Source organism: Hymenobacter crusticola (genome assembly GCF_002154225.1).
GTDB lineage: Bacteria > Bacteroidota > Bacteroidia > Cytophagales > Hymenobacteraceae > Hymenobacter > Hymenobacter crusticola.
Map to the genome: position 1 here is coordinate 436898 of NZ_MTSE01000004.1, position 23214 is coordinate 460111.

The following is a 23214-nucleotide window of genomic DNA, read 5'->3' on the forward strand; positions in this document are numbered from 1 at the left end:
CAGTCATGCCTCAACAAGCTCCGCATGACTGTTCTAGGGTTTTTGCATATTTTAAGTGTCGGGCCTTTGCGACCTTTGTCGCATGCATACCCTCGAACAACTACGCGCCGGCCAGCTAGCGGGCATTCAGCGCCTCGACTTATCGGCTGGTCTCACGGAGTTTCCAACCGAGATTTTTGAGCTAGCCGATTCGCTGGAAATCCTAAATCTTTCGGGCAACTCGCTGTCCACGTTGCCCGACGACCTAGGCCGTTTGCACAAGCTGCGCATCCTGTTCTGCTCAGATAATCAGTTCACAACGGTGCCCGAGGTGTTGGGGCAATGCGCGCAGCTGAGCATGATTGGGTTCAAAGCCAACCAGATCCACTCGTTGCCGGCCGCGTCGTTGCCGCCGTTGCTGCGCTGGCTGATCCTCACTGATAACCACTTAACGGCTCTGCCTCACGAGCTAGGTGCCTGCACGCACCTGCAAAAGCTCATGTTGGCTGGTAATCAGCTAACGCACCTGCCCGAGAGCATGGCCGCGTGCGCCAACCTAGAGTTGCTGCGCATTGCGGCAAATCGGTTTGAGGCGTTGCCGGAGTGGCTTCTGGCTCTGCCCCGGCTTTCGTGGCTGGCGTACGCTGGCAATCCTTTTTGCGAGGAAATAGAAGCGGCCCTAGTGCGGCAACACCCCATCACAAGCATCGACTGGCGCCAACTGACGCTGCAGCAAAAGCTAGGGGAGGGCGCGTCCGGCGTGATTTACCAGGCGCAATGGTGTCCAGCGGCGGCCTCGTCGCAGGCAGTGGCTGTGAAGCTGTTTAAGGGCGCCGTCACCAGTGATGGATTGCCGCACAGCGAAATGTCGGCGTGTATTAGCGCGGGCGTCCACCCAAACCTAATTGCCGTTGAGGGCAAAATAACCGAGCACCCAACCAACGCCGAAGGGCTGGTATTGGATCTGATTGATCCAGCGTTTCAGATTCTTGCGGGGCCACCTAGCTTCGCTTCCTGCACCCGCGACGTGTATGATGCCGGTACTGTGTTTAGCTTGGCTACTGTGCTGCGCCTAGCGCATGGCATTGCGGCGGCCGCAGCTCACTTGCACGCCCGCGGCATTCTGCACGGCGATTTATACGCCCACAACATCTTGACTACCAGTACCGGGCGCTGCTTGCTCGGCGACTTTGGCGCCGCCTGCTTTTTGGAGCCTAGCTCGGCGCTGTCCACGCAAGTGCAGCGCCTGGAAGCTAGGGCGTTTGCCTGCTTGCTGGAAGAACTCCTGGCGCACTGCGAACCGACAGCGTCGGAAAGCTTTCATGCGTTGGCAGAGTTGGAGCGTCGGTGTGCGCAGCCGAACGTGGCGGCCCGGCCGTTGTTTGCCGAGATCGAGCAGGTACTCACTGCGCTGCTAGGGGAAGCTAGCCGGTAAGAAAGACAGCACAAAGTCTGCGCGGCGTCTTACTTTCGCACTCACGCCGAATGATTAGGCCTATGAACCAACGTGAACCTCAACTGCGCACTGTCGACGTAACGCGGTACGTGAAGCCTTTGCGGGAGGGCGGCTCTTTGCCGGCCATCGTGGAAGCCAACGACGATTTTTTGTACGTCATCAAATTTCGGGGGGCGGGACAAGGCGTGAAAGCCCTGATTGCTGAACTGATTGCCGGCGAGCTAGCGCGGGCCCTCGGGCTGCGCATGCCCGAAATTGTGTTTGCCACCCTCGATGAAGCCTTTGGCCGTACCGAGCCCGACGAAGAAATTCAGGACTTGCTGCGCGCCAGCGAGGGGCTAAACCTAGCCCTGCATTACCTTTCCGGCGCCATCACCTTCGACTCGCTGGTGACGACCGTGGAGCCGAAGCTAGCTTCCCAAATTGTGTGGCTCGACTGCCTGATTATGAACGTCGACCGCACCGTGCGCAACACCAATATGCTGATGTGGCACAAGGAGCTGTGGCTCATCGACCACGGCGCGGCCTTCTACTTTCACCACTCCTGGCCGAATGTGGAGGAGCAAGCCCGCCGCCCGTTTGCGCAGGTAAAAGACCACGTATTGCTGCCCCAAGCCACCGAGCTAGCGCAAGTCGATGCGGAGTACCGCGCCATCCTGACGCCCGCTCTTATCCGCGCCATCGTGGGGCTCATCCCCGACCAGTGGCTTTTGGGCGATTCGCCGTTTACCACCGTGGAGGAGCACCGCCTCGCCTACATCCAGTTTTTAGAGGTCCGCCTCGCCTCGTCCGAAATCTTTGTCAAGGCCGCCGAGCATGCAAGAAAAGCACTTATTTGAGTACGCCGTCGTGCGCGTGATGCCCAAGGTAGAGCGCGAAGAGTTTCTGAACGTCGGCGTCATCCTGTATTGTGCCGGCCGCGGATTTCTGCAAACGCGCTATGAACTGAATGAGGCGCGACTTCAAGCCTTTGGGGGCGAGCTAGATATGCAGGAGTTGCAGGAACGGCTGCGGGTGTTTGAACGCATCTGTGCCGGACGGCGCGAAGGCGGCGCTATCGGCCAACTGCCGGTTGCCTCGCGCTTCCGGTGGCTTACGGCCGCCCGTAGCACGGTCGTGCAAACCTCGCCCGTGCACCCCGGCCTGTGCGCCGACCCAGTCGAAACGCTTGGGCGCTTGTATGCACAGCTGGTGCAATAAGCTAGGTTAGAGAAAACCCCGCTGGTGTGCCGTGCTTACGCCTGCCGGGCTAGCCAGTCGTAGCCAGAAGCTAGGTCGTCGAAGAGAATGACGACGGGTTTGGTGACAAACTGCATGGCAATTTCCATGGAGCGCCGCGCCGACCAATGGGGCGGGCAAACCCAGGCCACGAAGCGCATGCCGTGCTCAGCGAGTAACATGTAATATTGGCTGCCTACCCAGCGGGCCCCTTCTTCCCAATTGCTCGTTACCTGGCTGTTGTCGTTCAGCATTTTGTGGCATGGGCGCGCCCGAAGGTAGTGCAGCACTAGTTCGCCGCCGGTCTGCGCCGATTGCGCATCATGGTGCCCTTTCCATTCCACGTACAGCCACTCGTTGGCGGTGTCGTAGGATATGGAAAGGGAAGGCGTGCTGTAAAGTGACTCCATGCCTTGGGCAGAACGGAAAATAGAATAGACGCCAATCGTGCGTCTGAACCTCGGCAAGATACACGATGCCAATAGCTTTATTATGTTTTTTCTATACTGTTGGGCTTCGTTGTTTGAGTGATACCTAGGTTTAGCTAAGCAAGCGCTGAAAAGCTTCCAGAAATAGCCCAACGTGGTAGCCATCGGCAAGGCCGTGGTGCACGTTTACGGCCACCGCCATGCGCAGCGTAGCGCCCTCCTGGTAAGTCTGGCCAACCGAAATCTTCGGGCAACTGTCGGGGAACTGGAAGCTGCGGGCGTGCGTCAGGCCGGTGAAGCGCACCCACGGAATGGCCGAGAAATGAATCACATCGGGGCGGCCGGTGGTGTCGTTGAGGCGTAGGCCGGTGCTTTGTTGCACCGCTGCTATTTCGGCATTGGCGCCCGCCACGAAATCGGCTAGGTCGTCTTGCTGCTCAATAAAAGAAAACCCGAACGTGCGGTCGGGGCGGCCAATGGTGGCGGAGGCGTGAATGCGGTCGTAGCAGTACACCTGGCCGTCTTCGATGCGGTAGCGAAACTCCTCCACCTCGTTGGCGGCTTGCAGAGCTTTGTGCAGGTAATACAGAAAAAAGGGCACTCCGAGGCGCTTGGCTTCGGCATAAGCATGCGTGCACTCGACGTCGGCTACTAGGCCAAAGAACGGTTCGTCGAACTTGGAAAAGAAGGCGAAGTGTTCCCGACGGGGCCACGTCGAGAGGTCGATGAACTGTTTCATGGGGCGCAAGTTCGGTAACTTTGCCGGTACCGCGCCACCTAGGTTCGTCTGGCTGCTCTGCCAATGGGGCCGACGCGGCTAGTGTTAAACGTACTGTTCGTTGCTTATGCCAACTCCTCAACTGATTGCCTTCGACGCCGATGATACGCTGTGGCCCAACCAGCCCCACTTCGATTACGCCGAGGCCCAGCTTTTCACGCTGCTCACCCACTATGCCGATGCCGATACTCTCGGTAAGCGCTTTTACGAAGTATGGCGCTCCAACATGCACTTATTCGGCTACGGCGCTAAGTCGTTTATGCTCACCATGATCGAAACGGTCATTGAGCTCACCAACGGCACCGTGACAGGCACCGAAATCCAGCAGATCCTCGACCATGGTAAGCGCCTGCTCAACTTTCCCATTGAGCTGCTGCCTCACGTAGAAGAAGTGTTAGAGGAGCTGCGGCACCGCGGTGTACCGCTCATGCTGCTCACCAAAGGCGACCTGTTCGACCAGGAAAGCAAGCTCGCCCGCTCCGGCCTCGGCGACTACTTCGACCACGTCGAAATCGTGAGTGAAAAGAACGAGGCTACCTACCGTCGCATTCTGACGCGCTACGGCGTGCAGCCCCAAGATTTCGCCATGGTCGGCAATTCGCTGAAGTCGGATGTGCTGCCGGTGGCCAAGCTAGGTGGCGTAGCGATTCATGTGCCCTACCACGCCACCTGGATTCACGAGCAAGTGCCCGCCGATCAGCTAGCGGGCATTCCGTTTCACCATGCCGAGTCGTTGAAAGAAGCACTAGCCTATTTGATCTAGAGGCCCTTCGGCGGAGCCAGACAGTAAGGTTGAGCTAGGTTGCTTTTATGCTTCAGAGCAAGCTCAACGGCCATGCACAGATACTAGACCTTTTCATTCGGGCGTGCGTATCAGTTTGAAAATCAAATTGAATACTCCCCTCATGAATGATAATTCTAAACTAGAGCTGCCCTTCTACGCCAAGGCTCCGCTAGTGATGCTCGGCCTAGCTCTGCTAGTGCTGACGATTTACTTAGCCGGCGATATTCTGTTTCCGATTTTCTTCTCGGTCATCTTCGCTATTCTGCTGCTGCCAGTGGAGCAGTGGCTGCTGCGACGCCGGGTGCCCGAGCTGTTGGCTATTACCCTGACGGTATTGCTCGGAGTGGCGACCCTGCTCGGGGTTATGTACTTTATTTACCTGCAAGCCGGCGAGCTAGCTACGCAGCTGCCGATGTTCAAGACCAAGCTGCTGCAAGCTCAGCAGCAGCTCGTGGCTTGGCTCGATGCACGCTTTGGCATCACCAACCAGCGTTTGCTCGGCTGGTTGCAGCAAGCCACGAGTCGCGCTACCGCGCTGGCCGGTCAGGCTCTCTCAACGGTGTCGGGGTTGCTGGTGGTGGTTACGTTGGTGCCGGTGTATATCTTTCTGTTGCTGCTGTACCGCGAGCGGTTGGTCAATTTCCTCATTCAGGTGTTTTCGGGCCAGCGGCACGATCCGGAAGTGGAGGAAGTGCTGCACGAGAGCAAAGGCACCATCCAAAGCTACATGACGGGCCTGCTAATTGAAGGGGCCATCGTGGCGGTGATGAACGTAATTGGGCTGCTGATCCTAGGTATTCCGTATGCTTTGCTGCTCGGCGTGCTAGGGGCCTTGCTGAATTTTATTCCCTACGTTGGCGGCCTGGTTGCTATTCTGCTGCCGGTGCTTATGGCCTTCGTTACCAAGCCCGGCTACCTCTACCCGGTAGGCGTAGTGGGCGTGTACATGGTCATTCAGTTTATTGACAACAACCTGCTGGTACCCCGCATTGTGGCGGGCAAAGTGCAGGTGAATGCCCTGGCCGCCGTCGTTGGAGTGCTGGTTGGCAACTCCATTGGGGGTATTCCGGGTATGTTTCTGGCGCTGCCGGGCATGGCCATCCTCAAGATTATTTTCGACCGCATTGAGGCGTTGAAACCTTGGGGTCTGCTGCTCGGCGACGACGACCGCCCACGCAAGGTGAAAGACAACAACAGCGAAAAGGTGCTGACCTAAGTCCTATGAGCAGTGGCCAAAACAGCTGCCTTTCGTCTATGTAGAACGTCATGCTGAGCTGGGCGAAGCATCTCTCCCGCCGAAGTAACTTCGATTACTACTGCGGTGAAGATGCTTTGCCCAGCTCAGCATGACGTTCTTTTTGCACTCCACCCAGACACCTAGGTCTGAAGCAGGCGTTAGCGGATTATTTGCTCTTGTCCTTATACGTACGCTTCAGCCACGACTCCGGCACGGGCACAATGCAGATATTCATCGACTTGTTATCAGCTGATAGCATCGCCGACTGAATCTGAATGCGGGTGCCGTCGGGGCTGAACGTGGGGTGGGGGTGGTCGGCGGCGGTTTCCTTGTGGCCAGTCGTCAGCAGGAGCATCTCGTGCGTGTGGCGGTCGATGAGGTAAAGGCTGCGCGAGAAGTCGTCGCCCACGGCAAAGCGGCCGTCAGCTGAGCCGCTCACGTGCCACAGGCCGCTGCCACTGGGCGTTTGGCCGGCAATGGTCATCTCGCGGGTGCGCAGGTTCACAATACCTAGGCCCGTAGGTTTCTCGCGCGTGCCCGACTCGCCCCAGCCCGCTTCTTGGCCAGGGTTGCGCGGGTCGCTTGGTGAGTTGCTGGCCGTAGCGGCGTCTTTGTTGAAGTTGATTTTGCGGTGGCCCATGAGCGCAAAGGCTACTTCATCGCGCGTAATCACGGCTTCGTGCGTCACCCACTCGTAATCGGCTTCGGGGTAAAGCGGACGCAGGCCCGAGCCATCGGCCAACACCGTCCACGTGCGTTGAGGCGATTTGCCGCCGGTTTCCCAGCAAAACACAATCTCGCCCGGCACCCACGGGTTCGTCTGCACGTGCCCAATCTGGAATGGCACCGATACCACGTGTTTGAATTGGCCCGTTTTGAGGTTCATGCTAGCTAGCCCGGCTGGGCCCGCGCCCATGTTCCGCGGCCCAAAGTTCGTTTCAATTTTCGTGTTGGCGGCTAGGTGCTTGGCGGCCTCTGCCTTGCCCACTCGAAAATAGACCACGTCCTCGTTGGCATCCAGGGCCATGTCGCCGCCGGCGCCCATCTCGGGCGGGGTGGTGCCGCACACCCGTTGGTACACGCTGGGGGCCTGCATCTTACCGGCCTTGCTATCGGCAAACACCTTGGCTAGGTCCACTTCCACGATTTGCACACTCGTCGCCGGATTTTCCTTGGTGGTGCCGGCTGGGTTGCGCATAAAGTACAGCTTCATCGACTTGCGGCCGATGTTGAGCATGCCCGTGTAGCCGCCCTCCGTCACCTGCACCATCTCGCCGGTCTTCTCATTCACGGCCATAGCCTCGCCTGGCACGCGCCCCGAGCGGAAGACAAGCCACTGCCCATCGGAAGTCCATTGGTTGTGCGTCTGATAAATCTTGGAGTCGCCGGCGGGTGTGCTGGTCAGGAAGGTGAGCATGGTGCCCGTAACGGGGTCCTTCACCACCTTGCGCTCGGAGGGGAAGCGTTTGCCGATTTGGGCAGAAGCCGGGGCAACGAGCAGGCAGGCAGCGCTTAGCGCCGCAAAGAATAGGGTAGGTTTGCTTTTCATGGTGGGTTGGGTGAGGGCTAGCATCCAAGAGGAACTCCGCAAGTAGGTGCTTGCGAATCAGACCTCTAAAGACGCTGCCCCACACTACCGCTCCATCCTGCACCCTCCTGTTACTTCCCTACCTAGCTTGTGCTTCTCTAGGTCGGTTCTGCCTGGGCGTATTGGCCTGGCGCTTACTTAAAGTAACGGGTATACTCGGCGGGCATAGCATCCAGCGGCTTGATCATGATGTCTTTGTAAAAGACTTCGGCCGCTTCACTTTGCAGTTGGATCTTTCCGTGGGTCAGAGGTTGGCGTTGCCCATCGACTACGAACCCGGAGTTATTCACGGCCAGCACCATGTGGCCGTTCACCAAGTGTATGCTCTGGCCGTTCACGTTGATGAGCTCTAGCTCAGTCCACTGGCCGTTAGGCGATTCGTAGTTGGCGGCCGCCTGGCAAAAACCGGGGCCGCCCCTGCCCATTCTCAGCGGAGCCGCCGTAGGGTTGTATTTCAGCGTGTCTTTGGTGGAATTATAGGCCGCGTTTATATCCGCCGTTGAGTTGGCGATACACCAGAAATCACCCATAGCGTTGCCCTTCTCGTGTTCCGACACTTGAAACTCCTGCGCCAGCATCCAGCTGTGCCAGTAATCGACGCCGCACTCGCCCTGGCTGTTGTAGAGCACGCCACTGTCGCGGGGCTCATCTAGGCGCGGTACCCATTTTTTGGTGCCCCACTTCACTTTAAGCTTCAGGTGATAATTCTTGAAATCCTGCTTGGTGAAGACGCAGCCGTATATCTCGCCGCTAATGCGCAGCACCGGTTTGCCTTCCTGCATCACCACAGTAAACACTTGTGCCTCGTTTTTATCGTAGCCAATGGGTGGAATCGGTTTACCTTGAGCGTCGGTGGGGGTCTTGCCTTTGTAACCTAGCTGGTGGCGGTAGCTTTCGAAAGTTCGCCACTTGCTCAGGCTCTTATCGAGCAATGGCTGCCAGGTAGCAGGAGCTTTAGGCGGAGCAGTCTTAAAGGAAATAGCGGGTAACAGCAGCGTAGCGCCGAGCAGCAGAGTAGGCCATCTTTTCATAGCTGGAAGGGTGGTTTGGTGAGGTAGAAACCAAATCTAGTCATTTCAGGCTGCCGACTAAACAGTCGAGAAGTTAGCATTCCAGATAACCTTCACCAGCCGGCTTAGTATGAATACGTAAAGCTCTCCTTTACTCACCTCCCCACCACTACCTAATGACTACTTCCAACCAACCCGACGACCAAAACCAAGCGCCTGACCCGGCCCAGCTCGGTGGCGACCAAGCCCCTGCCACGCGCTCCGAAGATGACCCGCGTGATATGTCCACCGTCATGGCCGATGCCGATGCAGACCGTAGCAAAGCCCCCGGCGCGGCCTTCGGCAACAGCGACCCACAACCCGGCCAAGGTTCCAACTTCGACCAGCAGCGCCGGCAAGGAGCCGCCGGAACCGGCAACAACTCCGATGACGCCGTAGGGCAAGGCGACGGCATGGGCCGCGCCGGCTTCAACGGCGACGAAGACCGCGGCTACGACCAAAGCGGCCATCGTGGTGGCCTAGGTAGCAGCGGCGGCCGCGAAGACCTCACGGAGCGCAACGTTGATACCGAGCAAAACCCCTACACCGGCGGCGACTACAAGCAACCTGACAAATCGGAAGCCCAAAACCTAGGTCTGAACAGCCAAAACCCCACCAACGAGTAAGCCCCGACGCATATACTTGTCGTGCGGGCCGCTGCGAGTTACCTAGGTTTCGTGGCAAGCGGCCAAGCATTCGTGCTTTAGCAATAAATAAAACGTCCTGCTGAACTAAGCAGGACGTTTTTGATTTTATCGGCAGCACAGTCGGCGGTTGTCAGCAGAAAGTAAGCACTGTTTTGCTCGGCTGTTAGAAAGGCTATTATATTATTTAGAGGTGCTCACCGGATGGAGAAGCCGTAGCGCATTAAAAACAGCATGATGCGTAATGGTAGCATGGTTCTCCTGCGGTAGATAATCGAAGTTGACCTGCAAATTTTTGTTTTTCAGTAGCATTAATTTCTCTACCAATAAATTGGCGTCGACTTCCATCACGTGAGGTATATCGCTCGGGCCTAGCCCTTCTTTTCCAACGCCTATGTAAATTCCTTTTTTGGATTTAACCGTTTGAGTTAGAGCTTCGGTGTTTAATTTCAATAGCGAACCATCATCCCACCAAAGGCTTGGACTGATAATAATATACTGACTAAATAAGTCTGGTTTCTTAAGTAATATTTCAGTAGCCACTAATCCCGCTAACGATTGCCCGATCAACGTTGTGAATGGATTTGTTTTGTACTTGCTCTGAATATACGGTTGTAACTCCTTTTCTACAAAGGCAATAAACCTAGCAGAATGGCCGGCGGTCGGATAGCGTTTTTTGTCAGCTTCAATCGTTGTTGGATACGTAAAATCTCTTTTTCGGTCGACGTTAGCGATACCCACAATAATTGATTTTGGCACTCTATTTATCCAAGGAAAGCTGTTGAATTGATATAGGCCAACAATATGAATAAAATCTTCATCGGCGGAGCCATCGAGTAGATAAACTACCGGATACTTAATAGTGTCATTATTACTGTATCCTTCAGGAAGATAAATATTAATGGTTCTTTTCTCCGAAAGTTCTGTCGACTGTATTTCATCGATAGTGCCAAGAACGAAGGGCTTACTTTGCTCAGTATTTTTCTTTTTTCTAGTTTGGCCAAATGATGCCGTAGCTAAAAAGGCCAGCAGAATGATGTAAATTGTTTTCAACGGATATACTATTTAAAGGCGCTTGTCTAGTTTGTGCTAAGAAAATGTTGAAGCGAAAATTCTGCTCGATGTTGAAAGTGAAGGAAGGAGCTAGCTTTTTATAACCTTTGCCCGAGGCCAGGATGCCTAACTCAATATTCACTGGCCAGCCGTACTGCTTTTACTTAAACAGCTCCAGCAACTCCTGCTGCGTCAATGATTTGACTAATGCCGCATCCGTTTTGATTAGTTGGTGAGCTAGGTCGCGTTTGGCTTCCTGCAGGTGCATCATTTTCTCTTCCACCGTATCGGGGCAGATGAGACGCACGGCCACCACCTTTTTGGTCTGGCCGAGACGGTGGCTGCGGTCGATGGCCTGGTTCTCCACGGCCGGGTTCCACCACGGGTCCACGATGTAGACGTAGTCGGCTTCCGTCAGGTTCAGGCCGGTGCCGCCAGCCTTTAGACTGATGAGGAACACCCGCGCGCCCTCTTCCTGCTGAAACGCTTGGACGGGCGCGGCGCGGTCCTTCGTTTGGCCGGTGAGCTGCTCAAACGGGATGTCGTGGGCGCGGAGGGCGTGCCCGATCAGGTCGAGCATCTTCACAAACTGCGAGAAGATCAGGATCTTATGCTGCGGAGCTTTGTGGCGAATTTCCTCCACCAAGGCTTCTAGCTTGGCCGATTGGTGGCCGTAGCTTTCCTGGTCGGGGAGCAGGGCGGGGGAGTTGCAGATCTGGCGCAGCTTGGTGAGACCTTGCAGCACGTGGGCGCTGCTTTTCAGGCGCGTTTCCTCGTGCTTGCCTAGGAGCAAGTCGCGGAAGTCTTTTTTGCAGGCCTCGTACAAGCGGCGCTGTTCGTCGCCCATCTCGCAGTATATCACCATCTCGGTTTTGTCGGGCAGCTCGCGGGCTACTTGCGCCTTGGTGCGGCGCAGCACAAACGGACTGATTTTGCGCTGCAAGGCGCGCGTGGGCTTCAGCTCCTTGAACTTGTCGATGCGGGCGGCGAAGAGGTCTTGGAAATTTTGCTTGCTGCCCAGCAGGCCAGGACAGGCGAAGGAAAGCTGCCCGTACAAGTCGAAAGTATTATTCTCGACCGGTGTGCCGGTGAGCACCACCCGGTTGCGGGCTTGCAGCAGACAAGCGGCCTTGTAGCGCTGCGAATCGGGGTTTTTGATGGCCTGGGCTTCGTCGAGAATCGCGTAGTTGAACTGGTACTCGCGCAGCTGGCGAATGTCGGAAACCACGGTGTTGTAGGTGGTCAGCACGATGTCGGCGGCGTCGAACAGGGCCGCGTAGTGGCGGCGGGCGGGGCCGTGCAGCAGGTGCACGCGCAGGGAGGGCGCAAACTTTTCCACCTCGGCCTGCCAGTTGAACACCAACGAGGTCGGCACCACTACTAGGTTGGCGGCAGTGCGGCCCTTAGCGCGTTGGAGCAGGATAAAAGCTAGCATTTGCAGGGTCTTGCCCAGGCCCATATCGTCGGCGAGGCAGCCCCCGAAGCCGAACGTATCGAGGAAGTTCAGCCAGTTCAGGCCCTGCTGCTGGTAGTCGCGCAGGGTGGCGCGCAGGTCGGTGGGTACCGCCACCGGTTCGATGCCGGTGAAGTCGGCCACGGCAGTTTTATACAAAGCTAGCTTGGCTTGCGCCTCGGCGGCCAGCAACTCGGGGTCGTACAGCTCCTCGATGGCCGAAAAGTTGATGCTCGGTGTGCGAATCGTTTCCTCTACCACCGCGCCGGCCGCGAAGTAACGCGCAAACTTATCAACCCACTCCTGGGGCAGAATGCCGCGGGTGCCATCGTCGAGGCGCACGTAATGGCTGCGGTTGCGAATAGCCTGTTGGAGCTGCCGCAACGTGGCCTTTTGCTTGCCGAAGCGCACCCCTAGGTGCGTTTCAAACCAGTTGGTTTCGCCCGTCACGCGCACTGTGATGCGGGCGCGGTTGGGGTTCAGCGTGTTGTTCTTGAGCTGGTTGAAACCTAGGATGGTAATCTGCTCCCGCTGCCAATCCTCGAAGGCCGTCAGAAACCATTCTTCGTCCAGAAACACCGACTTGGGCACGTACAGGGTTGGCCGCTGAAGCTGCTCCTGGAAGTCGGGGTAGTGGCGGAGCAGGGCAGCGGTAAAGTGCAGCTCGGCCGCCATATCGCGCGCCAGGGCAAACGGATTGCCGCGCTCGTCAACGCCAAATAGCTGCTTGCGCGACAGAATCGACACCTCCCGCGTGCCATAGCGCATCACGGGCAGCACCTCCACGTGCGCACCCATATCGGTGAGGTAGAGCAGCTTCTCCGGCGCCTGATCGAAGCCGTGGCTGATGACCTGCTGCGGGGTGGCGGGCCGGGTGTAGGCGTAGTGCACGTGAAGCTGATCTTCGAGGTTGGCCAGCACATCGCGCCGAAACTCCACGAACTTGCTCCGGTGTATTAGCAAAGTATTGTTGCGCTTCGCGAAAAACTCAATTACGCGCCACACATCTTGGTTGTCAATCAGGTACAGCGCATCATTTGCCGCCACAAAATACTCAAATCGAATAGCTAGGTTCTTCAGTTCCACGGGCTGGTCGTGAAGCAGCAAGTGGCCGGCTATTTCGTAGAAGTCCTCGGTTTCGGTTACTGACAAGCGCAAATCCAGCGGGGCGTGGCGCAGTTGCAAAGGCGTGAGGGCCGGCGCCGTGAGCTTGTCCGATACGCTCGGGTTGTGGGCAAACACAGGCAACTTGACCGGGTTGTGCAGAATGGCGCGCAGTGCTTCCACCGCCGCCGCGGAGCGAGCATCGTCGTAGTTGTTCTGAAAACGGGCGAGGCCGCTGTAAAACTTTAGTTCGGCTACGTCGTTGGTTTGCCAGCTAGCATCCAAAGGGTTGAGCACCACTATGGGGTTCTTCACCTTGCCCGCCGCTGTGAAGGCCGCCTCCGCGAGCTGGATAGTGAGGTGGCTGTAGTACTTATGCCGGCCGAATACAATAAACCGCTGAGTGGCAACTAGCTTAGTGCTAGGTAGTGACAGCGGGCGCAGGAGTTGGCTGACTAGCTCCTGTTTTGTAGCCGTCGTTACGGGGCACAGCCCCGCTTCTCGCGGCGTGACCACCACCGAAGGGCGAGCATAGGTGAGTTGGAAGTAGGCGTCGAGGTCTGGGTCGTGCTCCAGGCCGTAGTCGCGGGCGGTGGCTTGCAGCAGCTCATGGCGCACCCTAGGGTCGAAGAACACGCGCAGCTCCCGGCGTTGTAAGATGCTGAGCAGCACCTGCGCCTGGTGTTCGCACAAGGTTGTTTTCGGCGCCGTGCAGGGGCAGGACAAAACCAAGCCATGCGCCTGCTGCTCCACCGTTACCGACGGAAAACCTAGCTCTGAGCTAGCAAACGTGCCACGGTCGAGCGTCAGGCTTTTGGGCTCAATAGCGGTCAGGGCGCGGTTGTCGGCAAAGAATCCGGGTGGGGAGTGCCGGGCAACGTCGGCCGGGCTCAGCGTGGCAACGGTAGCTGCCGCAAGCGTGTACTGGTGCGGGTCCGGTTCGTTATCGGAAAGAGGCTGAAATTCGGGCTGCTGCGACATACACCTAGGTTACGAACCTGAAAGGTACCTAAAATGTGCTGTTGAGTGAAGAGCCTGAAGCTAAAGTCCGGGGCAGCTTACAGCGGGCGGTTAAACTTGCCGTTGGTGATGGTTTTGGTGGTTGAGGGTGTGCTAAACTTGTCCGTACCTGTGAAGGTGAAGGTGCCCTTGAGTGTTGTTGCCGTGAGGGTCGTTACCGTAATAGTGCCGCTGGTCGCTGTATACAGCTTGTCAGACGCATAGGAGGCCTGCGCTCCGTTGCGGCTCGTTGCTAGGTCGTAGGTGCCTACACTCTTAGGTATCACGAGGTAGAGCCCATCTGATACGGGGCCATTACCTACCCCAGCTTGGTTGATTGACAGATCAATAGTCGAGGCGTTTACCTGTGTACTTCCACCTGGTATCTTGGTCTCCTTGCCATCAGCGGTCCAACTGGTACCAACATATTCGGGCTCAGCGTCTTTCTTCGAACAGGCAATCAAGGAAGTGAGCACCAGCAGAGAGGCCGCGGCGCGCATAGAAAATAAGCTCGAAATCATAGAATAGAAAGGTTCGTTAGACTGCTGGCAAGATAAGGGTTCCTCGTAGCAGCTTGGCTACTATTGTTGCTGCTAGGTCGGATTTACATTCCAGTATTAAGGAGCTCATAATTAGCTATCAGCTCGTGCGTATAGTTAGGAAATGGTTCTCTTTGGAGCCGGTAGAAATACTTCTATATTAAGTCCATCTTAGTTTATGTATACGCTTTAGTAATATCTTCTTGTTTGTATGTTTAAGTACACCGTGATTCTCGCTTCTATTGCGCTTCTGTCGCCTTTGAGCAGCTCGGCTTTTTCTGCTTATAATCCCGTCGATTCAGCTCGAACTAACCACACAAATCATTTGATTAAAGCAGGGCTGCGCAGTCTACTACCCGTAGATGTTGCTGCTACCTACGAACGGCAATTGTCGCCTCGTTTCGCAGTGTTAGGCAGTATCGGGTATTGGAATACTGGCTTCAAAGGCGGCTCCATTTACCATGACTACGACGGTAGCTTTATTGAAGATAGCTATACTTGGCATCAGCGTACTTTCACGACGGACGCACAACTCCGCTATTATTTTCGCCGTCGTCGTCCGCATCGGGCGCTGAGTGGCTGGTACACAGCCCTCAATCTGCACGGTTTCTATCAGGCTAGTTGGGAACGCCACACCCGCTACGTAGAACAAAATAGTGATCAAACTCGGCTGGTCATTCAACCTCAACTACTGCTAGGTCGCCAATGGTCTTTCGGAAAGCATTTGGTGGCAGATACGTTCATGGGAATGAATATCTATCGCCGTTCATCCGCTAATCGGCCCAACCCGCGTGCTTACCGCGGAGGATTAGGTTGGGGAGTACAAGTAGGGTGGCGAATAAATTAAATAAGCCGCTACCTCTATATGATACGCAGTAAGATGATCGTTGAAAAATCATTCTATACTTCGTTGCCTATTCCTCATCATTATGAAAAATCTTCTATGCCCCGGTTTGTTGCTAATCTGCAGTCTTTGGGGCGCAAATACGCAGGCGCAAGGGTTTCGCTTTGGCATCCGGGCGGGTGCTAACCTCTCAACGGCCGCCGGGCCTGACGCCAATAAGCCGGAAGCTATTTGGGGTCCCGCCGCGGGGCTGGTTGCGAATGTACCTCTCACGCCGTCCAACTTCTTTTCCTTTCAGCCTGAGTTGCTGTACTCCCGCAAAGGGTATTGGATGATCAACCCTTCTGTTAGCTCCCCAACCCGCGTGCTTTTGCACTATTTGAACCTGCCTTTGCTAGCCAAAATAAAGGTAGGCGGCTTGGTGCTAGAAGCAGGTCCACAGGTAGGATATCTTCTTGACCTCAGAGATTATAGTCCTATAGCCAGCAACCGTGATCCTAATAAGCTGGATCCTTACCGGCGATGGGAGCTAGGCTACCTAGCAGGCATTGGCTACGAACTGAAAAATGGCGTAGGGGTAGGGGTGCGCTACAATGCGGGCCTAACGCATGTGCGTCAAGTTCCGACTAATGTTACACCCCTTCGGTTTCACAATGCCGCTTTTCAGTTTCAGCTAAGCTATTTGGTTACTCGTCGCTAAAACAGCGCTAGACGAAATGGAGCGAAAACCTAGCTGTTCTCATAAACAAAAGAAGCCCTAGCTGCATCAGCAGCTAGGGCTTCTTTTTGTGAATTGCGTTAAGCCAGGCAATGACCTAGCTTTTCTTGCTAGCCGCTTTCTTCTCCGGTGCTTTGGTAGCTCCTTTCATCGGGAAGCCGCGCTCTTTCATCAGCGCGTCAATTTTCGGGTCGCGGCCGCGGAAGCTGCGGTAGGCGTCGGCGGGGTCCACGGTGTTGCCCACGGAGAGGATCTTCTCTTTCAAGCGCTTGGCTACGGCTTTGTCGTAGGGGCCGCTCGCCTCAGTGAAGGCACTGAAGGCATCGGAGGCTAGCACCACCGACCACAGGTAGCTATAGTAGCCGGCCGAGTAGCCGTCGGAGGAGAAGACGTGCGAGAATTGCGGAGTGCGGTGGCGCATCACAATCTCGCTGGGCATCCCGAGCTGGGTCAGGGTTTCGCGCTCAAACTTATCGGGGTCAATCTTCTGGTCGCCGGCTAGGTGCAGCTTCATGTCGATGAGGGCGCTGGCTAGGAACTCGGTGGTTTCGAAGCCTTGGTTGAAGGTCGATGCCTTTTCAATGCGGTCTACCAATGCCTGCGGAATGGGCTTGCCGGTTTGATAATGCACCGCGAAACGCTGAAGCACTTGCGGCGTGGGCAGCCAGTTCTCCATCACCTGCGACGGGAACTCCACGTAGTCGCGCACTACGCTCGTGCCCGAGAGCGTCGGGTACGTCACGTTGGACGAGAGACCGTGCAGGGCGTGGCCGAACTCGTGGAACAGCGTGGTGGCATCCGTCCAGGAAATAAGAACGGGCGCGCCATCTTTGCCCTTCACGAAGTTGGAGTTGTTCGACACGATAGTGGCTATTTCACTATCCATGCGCTCCTGCTTGCGGTAGGCGTTCATCCAAGCGCCGGAGCGCTTGCCCGGCCGGGCATACGGGTCGAAGTACCACAGACCTAGGTGCTTGCCGGTAGTTTTGTCCTTCACCTCCCACACCTTCACGTCCGGGTGATACACAGGCACATCCGTTACGGGCGTGAAGGCGAAGCCGTAGATTTCGCCAGCCACCCAGAACATGCCTTCGCGCATTTTATCAAGTTGCAGGTACTCTTTCACCTCGTTTTGGTCGAGGTCGTAGCGGGCTTTGCGCACCTTTTCGGCGTAGTAGCGGTAGTCCCAGGGCGCAATCTTGAAGGTAGCACCTTCTTTAGTAGCTAGGGTCTGCATGTCAGCTACTTCCTGTTTCACACGGGCTACGGCGGGCACCCACACTTCTTCCATGAGCGCCATGGCCGCTTCGGGCGTTTTGGCCATGGTGTTGTCGAGGCGCAAGTGAGCGTGCGTTTTGTAACCCAGCAGCTTGGCCCGCTCGGCGCGCAACTGTAGAATCTCAGTGATGAGGGCGTTGTTATCATGCTCGCCGCCATTGTCGCCGCGGTTGTAGAACATGCGCCACGCCTTTTCGCGTAGCTTGCGCTGGTCGGAGTACGTCAGGAAGGGCTCGATGGACGAGCGGGTGTTGGTAATGACGCCCGCGCCCGAAAGCTTACGCGAAGTGGCTGCGTTGGCCGCATCGTCGCGCAAGGACTGAGGAAGACCACCTAGGTCGGCGGCCGTTTTGAGCACCAGTACCGAGTCGTTCTCGTCGGCCAACACGTTCTGGCTGAACTTGGTAAATAGCCCCGCGAGCTGCTGGTTTATCTCCGACAGGCGCTTCTTGGCGTTGGCGTCCAGCTTGGCGCCCGACCGCACAAAGTTATTGTAATACACGTACGCCAGGCGCTGCTGCTCCGGCGTTAGCTTCTTTTTGTCGGGCGAATTGTAGACGGCTTCAATGCGCTTGAACAACGCTTCATTCTGCGTGATCTGGTCGCTGAACGCGGCCATGCGCGGGGCCATTTCGCGCTGCACCGCCTGCACCTCGGGGTTGCTCATGGTGCTCGACCAAATGCCGTACACCGTTTGTACCTGGTCGAGGGCGTTGCCGGCCCGTTCCATGGCGGCAATTGTATTCTCGAAGTTGGGCGCTTGCTTGTTGTTGGCAATGGCTTGCACCTCTGCTAGGTTTTGCGCCATGGCTGCTTCCAGCGCAGGCTTAAATTGGCTCACCTGCACTTTGTCGAAAGCTGGGTAGCCCCCGTACGAACCTGCCCACGAAGCGAGCAGCGGATTATCGACACGAACCGCGAAGCCAGTCGCGGGCTGAGTTTGGGCAAAGCTAGGAATAGACGTCACGGAAGCAGTAAGACTAACGGTGAGAAGGGCCGGTAAAAAGCGCCGTCTGCCGGAGGAGATGAAGAAAATAGACATAAGAAAAACAGGTCTTTGCAAGAATGCAGCCCTGAAGATAGTACAAAGCCAACTGCCTATAAACACAACTACCCCGACCTAGGCCGGGGCAGTTGTGGAATTTGGTGTAGTGGGAGTGGTGAAAACAGGCGCCGTTTAATGCGTAATCATTATTTTTTGGCTTGTGGCTGGTGTTGCAATAGGGGTAAGCGTGAGGTAATAAATTCCTGAAGACAAGGCTGCGCCCGAAAGCGAAAAGTGGTTGCGCCCCGCCGCCAACCGGACCGTTTGCTGGTAAACGCAGCGTCCGAGCGGATCGAGTAGCGTGAGGGTAGCAGGTTGGGCCGACGCGACAGTATACTCCACGACGAAGTCATCCTGCGCCGGATTGGGGTACACGTACGCGGGCTCCACGGGTTTGTCGGCTGCCGCTGCCAAGACGGCCGTTCCGTTAAAGAATACACGGGCTTTCTCAACCAACCGGCTGCGGGTCACTAGGTCGAGGTCCCCATCCCCGTCTAGGTCCGCGGCGAGCAGGCCCGAAGGGTGGGGGCCGGCTGCTAGGTCTGTGCTGCTACTGAAGTTGCCGTGTCCATCGTTGCGGCGTATGCTTAGGGTGCCGTCGCCGTCGTTGGTCGTGAGGAGGTCTAGGTCGCCGTCACCGTCCAGGTCCGCGGCGAGCAGGCCACTGGGAGTTTTACCAACCAGGATTGACGCCTCGTCGCTGAGTATGCCGGCGCCGTTGTTGCGTAGTAGCGTCACGGTGCCAGGCACTGCGGGGCTAGCATAGCTGGTTGTAAGAACATCTAGGTCGCCGTCGCCGTCGATATCAGCGGTGGCTAGGGCCGAGGGCGACGCGGGAAGATGCAGGGCATACGCGTAGCTGAACTGGCCTGCGCCATTGTTGAGCAGCACGTGCAGGCGGTGGGCAGAGGTTGTGGCCACGAGCAGGTCTAGGTCGCCGTCGTTGTCGAGGTCAGCGGTGTTCATATCGACGGCGGTAGTCTGCGTAACAGCAAGCTTCGGGCTAAGTGCGCCGAAGCGGCCCGTACCATTGTTAAGGCTCACAAAAATGCCCCCATCAGCGGCAATGAGCAGATCTTGGCTGCCATCCCCGTCTACATCGCCTACGGTGACGAGGCGGTCGGTGGTGGTGGTAAAGCCTACATCTACCGATGTGCGGCCCGGAAAGTGTCCCGTGCCGTCGTTTAACCCTACTGAGACGCTGGCCCCATTGCCACCCCCACTGATTACCACGAAGTCCAAGTCGCCGTCGTTGTCAAAATCTGCCATGCGCAGGCTTTTAGGGCTCCGGCCCACACCACTTTCCGTCCAGTCTTCGCTGAAGTTGCCTTTGCCATCGTTCAAGTGCACGCTCACCCAATTGGGGCTGCTGTTCGTGGCCAGCAGATCGAGGTCACCATCGCCGTCGATGTCGGCCACGGCGGTGCTGCTTGGGCTGAACCCTAGCGTGGCTTCGGCACTGGTCGCGAATGTGCCAGAGCTAGGTTTTACTTGAGTAGTAAACTGATATACCAGCGGCTTGCTGGGCGCTTCGCTGCTACTGAGCACCGAGGTGGGCGAAGTGACTAACACGGTTTCGCCCGCTTTGAAGTTGGTTGCCGGGTCAAAGGTGACCGTGCGGCCTGCCACGGTGGCCGTGCCTGCTTTGCGGCCTCCTGCCAACTGGCTAAACACGCCGACGTTGGCGGCGGTGCTGGCGTATAGGTCGTGGCTATACGTTAAGTGCACGGACGTCGCGCACGCAGCAGGCGCATAGCGAGCGGGAGCAAACTGCTGCGCCTGCATTTGGGCTTGCAGCGGTAAGGTGAGCACAAGAAAACCACTCAGCAGTAGGGGTATTCTCATAGATAAGGAATGAATAGCTAAGTAGTAGGTTAAAGTAGATTCTGCAGGTGGCCGGGCTAATAGCAAGACGTAAGGTGTTGTGCCCCTACAGCCCGGTTGACTAACGTACCTTTTTCTTTAAGCGGGAGATTTAGCCAACGCAATAGACTAAGCGAGCTAGTAGTAATTCTTGATTTGATTGATCTTTTTGAATATATGCCAAATGTAATGGCTTGTACGAGTAACTTCTAATTTTGATTCAAACAATTATATTTTTATATAAAAAGAAGACGAACGGCAGATAAGCAGCTAGGTGAAAAATATTTTTCGCGAATGCTGTAACGTTCGCAAAGTCGCGCAGTATCTCCGTCGAATTTTCTTCTATCCCTTTTCTCCGCACCTTCTGTCTAGCTAGGTAGATGTGTTTTCGCCTCTTGGTGAAGGCGCCTTTTTCATGCTGCTAGCTGGTTTCGAGCGCCGCTTTTTGCTGCTGCCAGGCACTGCTGTGTCCGAGAATTTGGGGCGGCTTGTGCTTCTTTTTTCGTCCTATTGCCCTTAAGCTTATTGAGGATATGCTACTTACCTCTACGCTGCGCTCTTGTTTGTTGCTGCTCGGCACCATCGGGGGGCTTCAGCTAGCCGCAGCCCAAACTCCTACCACACCTGTTCCGAGTACCGCCGCGGTGCCCGCCCCAAAGCGCCAACTGCAAGCCTTGCGCATTCGGGAGGCCATCAAGCTCGATGGCGTGCTCGACGAAGCCGTGTGGCAGCAGGCGCCCATTGCCACCGATTTCATTCAACAGCGCCCTAATCCTGGCGTGCCGGAGAAGAACAAAACGGAAGTGCGCGTGCTCTACGACGATGCCGCCCTGTACGTGGGGGCCATCATGCACGACTCGTCGCCGGATTCTATTCTGCGGGAAATAACCCAGCGTGACCAGTTTGGCAACACCGACATCTTCTCGGTATTTTTGGACACCTACCACGACCAGCTCAACGGCTACAACTTCACCGTGACGACCTCCGGCGTGCAGCTTGATGGTCGCTACTCGCCCGCCGGCGGGGAAGATTTCAACTGGAACGCCGTGTGGGACGCACGCACCAGCCAGCGCGGCACCGATTGGATTGCCGAAATGCGCATTCCGTACTCGGCCATCCGCTTCAGCAACGCGCCCGAGCAGCTGTGGGGCCTCAACTTTGCCCGCCAGCGCAAGCGCGACAACGCCCAGTTTTTCTGGAATGAAGTGAAGCCGGCCGTCAATGGCTTCGTGAACCAGTGGGGCGACTTGCGCGGCGTGCGCGACATTAAGCCACCGCTGCGCCTCTCGCTCACGCCCTACATATCGGCCTACGTGAATCACAACCCACTGAACGCCGCCGATACGCGCCGCACCACTACGTCGTTCAACGGCGGCGCCGATATCAAGTGGGGCATCAACGAAAGCTTCACGCTGGATGCCACACTGGTGCCGGATTTCGGGCAAGTGCAGAGCGACAACCAAGTGCTCAATCTGTCGCCTTTTGAAGTGCAATTCAACGAAAATCGCCAGTTTTTCACCGAAGGCACCGAGCTGTTCAACAAGGGCAACCTGTTCTACTCGCGGCGGGTGGGCGCCACACCGGTTGGCTTCTACAACGTGGGGCTAGGGGCCAAAGAAAAGGTAGTGCGCAACCCCGCCGAAACGCGCCTGCTGAATGCCACCAAAGTATCGGGGCGCACGAGCAAGGGGCTAGGTGTGGGGCTGTTTAATGCTGTATCGAGCGAGATGTACGCCACCGTGCGCCACGAAGAAACCGGCGCCGACCGCCGCGTGCTAACGCAGCCGCTGAGCAACTATAGCATTTTTGTGCTCGATCAGTCGCTGAAGAACAACTCCTACGTGAGCCTGATCAACACCAACGTGACGCGGGCCGGCAGTACCTACGACGCCAACGTGACCGGCGGCTTGTTTCGTTTTGCCAACAAGAAAAATGCCTACGCCGTCGATGGGAGCCTGATCTACTCGCGGCGGCGGGGCACGGCCTTTGGCACTGAAAAAAGTATTGACGACCGCGACGGCTACAAGTACACCCTCGGGGTGGGCAAAATCAGCGGCAACTTCACCTGGAGCGTGAACCACCGCATCGAGTCGGCTACCTATAACCCCAACGACCTAGGTATTCTGTTCGGCAACAACAACATCACCCAAACTGTGGACCTAGCGTATCGCAAATACAAACCCTTCTGGAAGGTCAATAACATGGCCTTCTTCTGGGAAATTGGCCATTCGCTGTTGTACCAGCCCACGCGCTACCAGAACTTCTACGTGTACCACGGCTTCAACACCACCTTTACCAAGAGCTTCCTACAAGTCGGCTACGACTTCGACACCAACCCGACTTCCTACGACTTCTACGAGCCACGCGTGGTGCCGCTGGGTCGGTACGTGGTGCGGGTGCCGGGCAATACGGGCATCGTGCTGTTTCTGAACTCCGACACCCGCAAAAAGCTGTCGTATGGCATCAACGCCGGCAACCGCACCTACGCCCTCGACGGACGGCTGCCGCGCCCGCGGCGCTTCAACTACAGCTTCGGCTTCTACCCGCGCTACCGCGTCAACGACCACCTCACGTTCCGCTACAGCCTGGATTGGAGCCTGGCCCAGAACCAGATCGGCTACGTCAACGGGGGGCTCAGTGACGACGAGCCGCTCGATCAGCCGTTCAAAGGGCAAATAGTGCTAGGTCGGCGCGACGTGGCCACGGTAGCCAACGTGGTGTCGGTGGCCTACACTTTCAACAACCGCATGTCGTTCACGCTGCGCACGCGCCATTACACCAGCAACGTGCGCTACGCCGACTTCTCCACCCTAGCTCCCAACGGCGACGAGCAACTCGCCGACTACCGCCGCAACCGCGACAACACCTACAACGCCTTCAACGTGGACGCAGTGTACGCGTGGTGGTTTGCACCCGGTTCTCAGGTAAGCGTGGTCTGGAAAAACGCTGGCTACACGTCCCTGCTCGCCGAAGAAGCTACGCCACAGTTCTTCAATAACTTCAACAACACCATCAATACGCCGCACAATAACTCGCTGTCGGTGAAGGTGCTGTATTACTTGGATTACCTAACGTTTAAGCGGCAGAAGTAAGGCATTTGACCCAGCCCTAGCCTAAACGAAAGAAGGCCTAGCTGCACCAGCAGCTAGGCCTTCTT

The 23214-nt window shown here is 56.6% G+C and carries 18 protein-coding genes; 9 read left to right on the plus strand and 9 right to left on the minus strand.

Annotation, left to right across the window (positions count from 1 at the left end):
- Positions 1-82: 82 nt before the first annotated feature.
- From BXP70_RS10910 to BXP70_RS10920, 3 genes are all read left to right on the plus strand, one after another.
- Positions 83-1414 carry a leucine-rich repeat-containing protein kinase family protein gene (locus tag BXP70_RS10910; RefSeq protein WP_086594095.1) on the plus strand — a complete coding sequence of 444 codons (1332 nt, stop codon included), beginning with the start codon at positions 83-85 and terminating at the stop codon, positions 1412-1414.
- 62 nt (positions 1415-1476) lie between these two features.
- Entirely contained in the window at positions 1477-2274 is a 798-nt protein-coding gene (locus tag BXP70_RS10915; protein ID WP_086594096.1) for a HipA family kinase, read from the plus strand.
- Positions 2252-2635: a DUF3037 domain-containing protein gene (locus BXP70_RS10920; protein ID WP_086594097.1), complete on the plus strand. Its 384-nt coding sequence runs from the start codon at positions 2252-2254 to the stop codon at positions 2633-2635. Before BXP70_RS10915 ends, BXP70_RS10920 begins: the two co-directional genes overlap by 23 nt.
- A gap of 35 nt (positions 2636-2670) precedes the next feature.
- On the opposite strand, the gene BXP70_RS10925 is transcribed toward BXP70_RS10920, so the two are convergent.
- Both BXP70_RS10925 and BXP70_RS10930 read right to left on the minus strand, forming a co-directional pair.
- The gene (locus BXP70_RS10925) at positions 2671-3063 is read right to left on the minus strand and encodes a SpoIIAA family protein (RefSeq protein ID WP_086594098.1); all 393 of its coding nucleotides are present in this window, start codon (positions 3061-3063) and stop codon (positions 2671-2673) included.
- Positions 3064-3193: 130 nt separating this feature from the next.
- Entirely contained in the window at positions 3194-3820 is a 627-nt protein-coding gene (locus BXP70_RS10930) for a chloramphenicol acetyltransferase (RefSeq protein ID WP_086594099.1), read from the minus strand.
- 106 nt (positions 3821-3926) lie between these two features.
- Here BXP70_RS10930 and BXP70_RS10935 point away from each other — a divergent pair, with 106 nt between their 5' ends.
- A complete protein-coding gene (locus BXP70_RS10935) occupies positions 3927-4622 on the plus strand; it encodes an HAD family hydrolase (protein ID WP_086594100.1) in 696 nt (231 codons plus the stop codon).
- A 142-nt stretch (positions 4623-4764) separates the two neighbouring features.
- Positions 4765-5859 (plus strand): AI-2E family transporter, encoded by a 1095-nt coding sequence (locus BXP70_RS10940; protein WP_086594101.1) that lies wholly within the window; start codon positions 4765-4767, stop codon positions 5857-5859.
- Positions 5860-6046: 187 nt separating this feature from the next.
- Here BXP70_RS10940 and BXP70_RS10945 read toward each other — a convergent pair whose 3' ends face one another.
- Positions 6047-7429 (minus strand): TolB-like translocation protein, encoded by a 1383-nt coding sequence (locus tag BXP70_RS10945; protein WP_218779774.1) that lies wholly within the window; start codon positions 7427-7429, stop codon positions 6047-6049.
- Positions 7430-7602: 173 nt separating this feature from the next.
- Complete coding sequence (locus tag BXP70_RS10950) at positions 7603-8499, minus strand: 3-keto-disaccharide hydrolase (protein WP_086594102.1); 897 nt, start codon at positions 8497-8499, stop codon at positions 7603-7605.
- 155 nt (positions 8500-8654) lie between these two features.
- Here BXP70_RS10950 and BXP70_RS10955 point away from each other — a divergent pair, with 155 nt between their 5' ends.
- Complete coding sequence (locus tag BXP70_RS10955) at positions 8655-9143, plus strand: hypothetical protein (protein WP_086594103.1); 489 nt, start codon at positions 8655-8657, stop codon at positions 9141-9143.
- Positions 9144-9344: 201 nt separating this feature from the next.
- Here BXP70_RS10955 and BXP70_RS10960 read toward each other — a convergent pair whose 3' ends face one another.
- From BXP70_RS10960 to BXP70_RS10970, 3 genes are all read right to left on the minus strand, one after another.
- Positions 9345-10214 carry an alpha/beta hydrolase gene (locus tag BXP70_RS10960; RefSeq protein WP_086594104.1) on the minus strand — a complete coding sequence of 290 codons (870 nt, stop codon included), beginning with the start codon at positions 10212-10214 and terminating at the stop codon, positions 9345-9347.
- 160 nt (positions 10215-10374) lie between these two features.
- On the minus strand, positions 10375-13752 hold the full coding sequence (locus BXP70_RS10965) for a DEAD/DEAH box helicase (protein WP_086594105.1): 3378 nt from the start codon (positions 13750-13752) through the stop codon (positions 10375-10377).
- Positions 13753-13829: 77 nt separating this feature from the next.
- Entirely contained in the window at positions 13830-14291 is a 462-nt protein-coding gene (locus BXP70_RS10970) for a hypothetical protein (protein WP_086594106.1), read from the minus strand.
- Between the two features lie 229 nt (positions 14292-14520).
- Between BXP70_RS10970 and BXP70_RS29465 the strand changes: the two genes are divergently transcribed.
- Positions 14521-15156, plus strand: a complete 636-nt coding sequence (locus BXP70_RS29465; protein ID WP_143436454.1) for a hypothetical protein — start codon at positions 14521-14523, stop codon at positions 15154-15156.
- An 82-nt stretch (positions 15157-15238) separates the two neighbouring features.
- Positions 15239-15853, plus strand: coding sequence for a porin family protein (locus BXP70_RS10980; RefSeq protein WP_086594108.1), 615 nt, complete (start codon positions 15239-15241; stop codon positions 15851-15853).
- 115 nt (positions 15854-15968) lie between these two features.
- Here BXP70_RS10980 and BXP70_RS10985 read toward each other — a convergent pair whose 3' ends face one another.
- Entirely contained in the window at positions 15969-18191 is a 2223-nt protein-coding gene (locus tag BXP70_RS10985) for a M3 family metallopeptidase (RefSeq protein WP_086594109.1), read from the minus strand.
- A 135-nt stretch (positions 18192-18326) separates the two neighbouring features.
- Complete coding sequence (locus tag BXP70_RS10990; protein WP_086594110.1) at positions 18327-20039, minus strand: FG-GAP-like repeat-containing protein; 1713 nt, start codon at positions 20037-20039, stop codon at positions 18327-18329.
- A gap of 551 nt (positions 20040-20590) precedes the next feature.
- Between BXP70_RS10990 and BXP70_RS10995 the strand changes: the two genes are divergently transcribed.
- The gene (locus tag BXP70_RS10995) at positions 20591-23149 is read left to right on the plus strand and encodes a DUF5916 domain-containing protein (protein WP_086594111.1); all 2559 of its coding nucleotides are present in this window, start codon (positions 20591-20593) and stop codon (positions 23147-23149) included.
- The last annotated feature ends 65 nt before the right edge of the window (positions 23150-23214 follow it).

Coding starts and splice junctions, on each gene's coding strand:
- BXP70_RS10910 (WP_086594095.1), top strand. CDS start 83: ATGCATACCCTCGAACAACTACGCGCCGGCCAGCTAGCGGGCATTCAG.
- BXP70_RS10915 (WP_086594096.1), top strand. CDS start 1,477: ATGAACCAACGTGAACCTCAACTGCGCACTGTCGACGTAACGCGGTAC.
- BXP70_RS10920 (WP_086594097.1), top strand. CDS start 2,252: ATGCAAGAAAAGCACTTATTTGAGTACGCCGTCGTGCGCGTGATGCCC.
- BXP70_RS10925 (WP_086594098.1), bottom strand. CDS start 3,063: ATGGAGTCACTTTACAGCACGCCTTCCCTTTCCATATCCTACGACACC.
- BXP70_RS10930 (WP_086594099.1), bottom strand. CDS start 3,820: ATGAAACAGTTCATCGACCTCTCGACGTGGCCCCGTCGGGAACACTTC.
- BXP70_RS10935 (WP_086594100.1), top strand. CDS start 3,927: ATGCCAACTCCTCAACTGATTGCCTTCGACGCCGATGATACGCTGTGG.
- BXP70_RS10940 (WP_086594101.1), top strand. CDS start 4,765: ATGAATGATAATTCTAAACTAGAGCTGCCCTTCTACGCCAAGGCTCCG.
- BXP70_RS10945 (WP_218779774.1), bottom strand. CDS start 7,429: ATGAAAAGCAAACCTACCCTATTCTTTGCGGCGCTAAGCGCTGCCTGC.
- BXP70_RS10950 (WP_086594102.1), bottom strand. CDS start 8,499: ATGAAAAGATGGCCTACTCTGCTGCTCGGCGCTACGCTGCTGTTACCC.
- BXP70_RS10955 (WP_086594103.1), top strand. CDS start 8,655: ATGACTACTTCCAACCAACCCGACGACCAAAACCAAGCGCCTGACCCG.
- BXP70_RS10965 (WP_086594105.1), bottom strand. CDS start 13,752: ATGTCGCAGCAGCCCGAATTTCAGCCTCTTTCCGATAACGAACCGGAC.
- BXP70_RS10970 (WP_086594106.1), bottom strand. CDS start 14,291: ATGATTTCGAGCTTATTTTCTATGCGCGCCGCGGCCTCTCTGCTGGTG.
- BXP70_RS29465 (WP_143436454.1), top strand. CDS start 14,521: ATGTTTAAGTACACCGTGATTCTCGCTTCTATTGCGCTTCTGTCGCCT.
- BXP70_RS10980 (WP_086594108.1), top strand. CDS start 15,239: ATGAAAAATCTTCTATGCCCCGGTTTGTTGCTAATCTGCAGTCTTTGG.
- BXP70_RS10985 (WP_086594109.1), bottom strand. CDS start 18,191: ATGTCTATTTTCTTCATCTCCTCCGGCAGACGGCGCTTTTTACCGGCC.
- BXP70_RS10990 (WP_086594110.1), bottom strand. CDS start 20,039: ATGAGAATACCCCTACTGCTGAGTGGTTTTCTTGTGCTCACCTTACCG.
- BXP70_RS10995 (WP_086594111.1), top strand. CDS start 20,591: ATGCTACTTACCTCTACGCTGCGCTCTTGTTTGTTGCTGCTCGGCACC.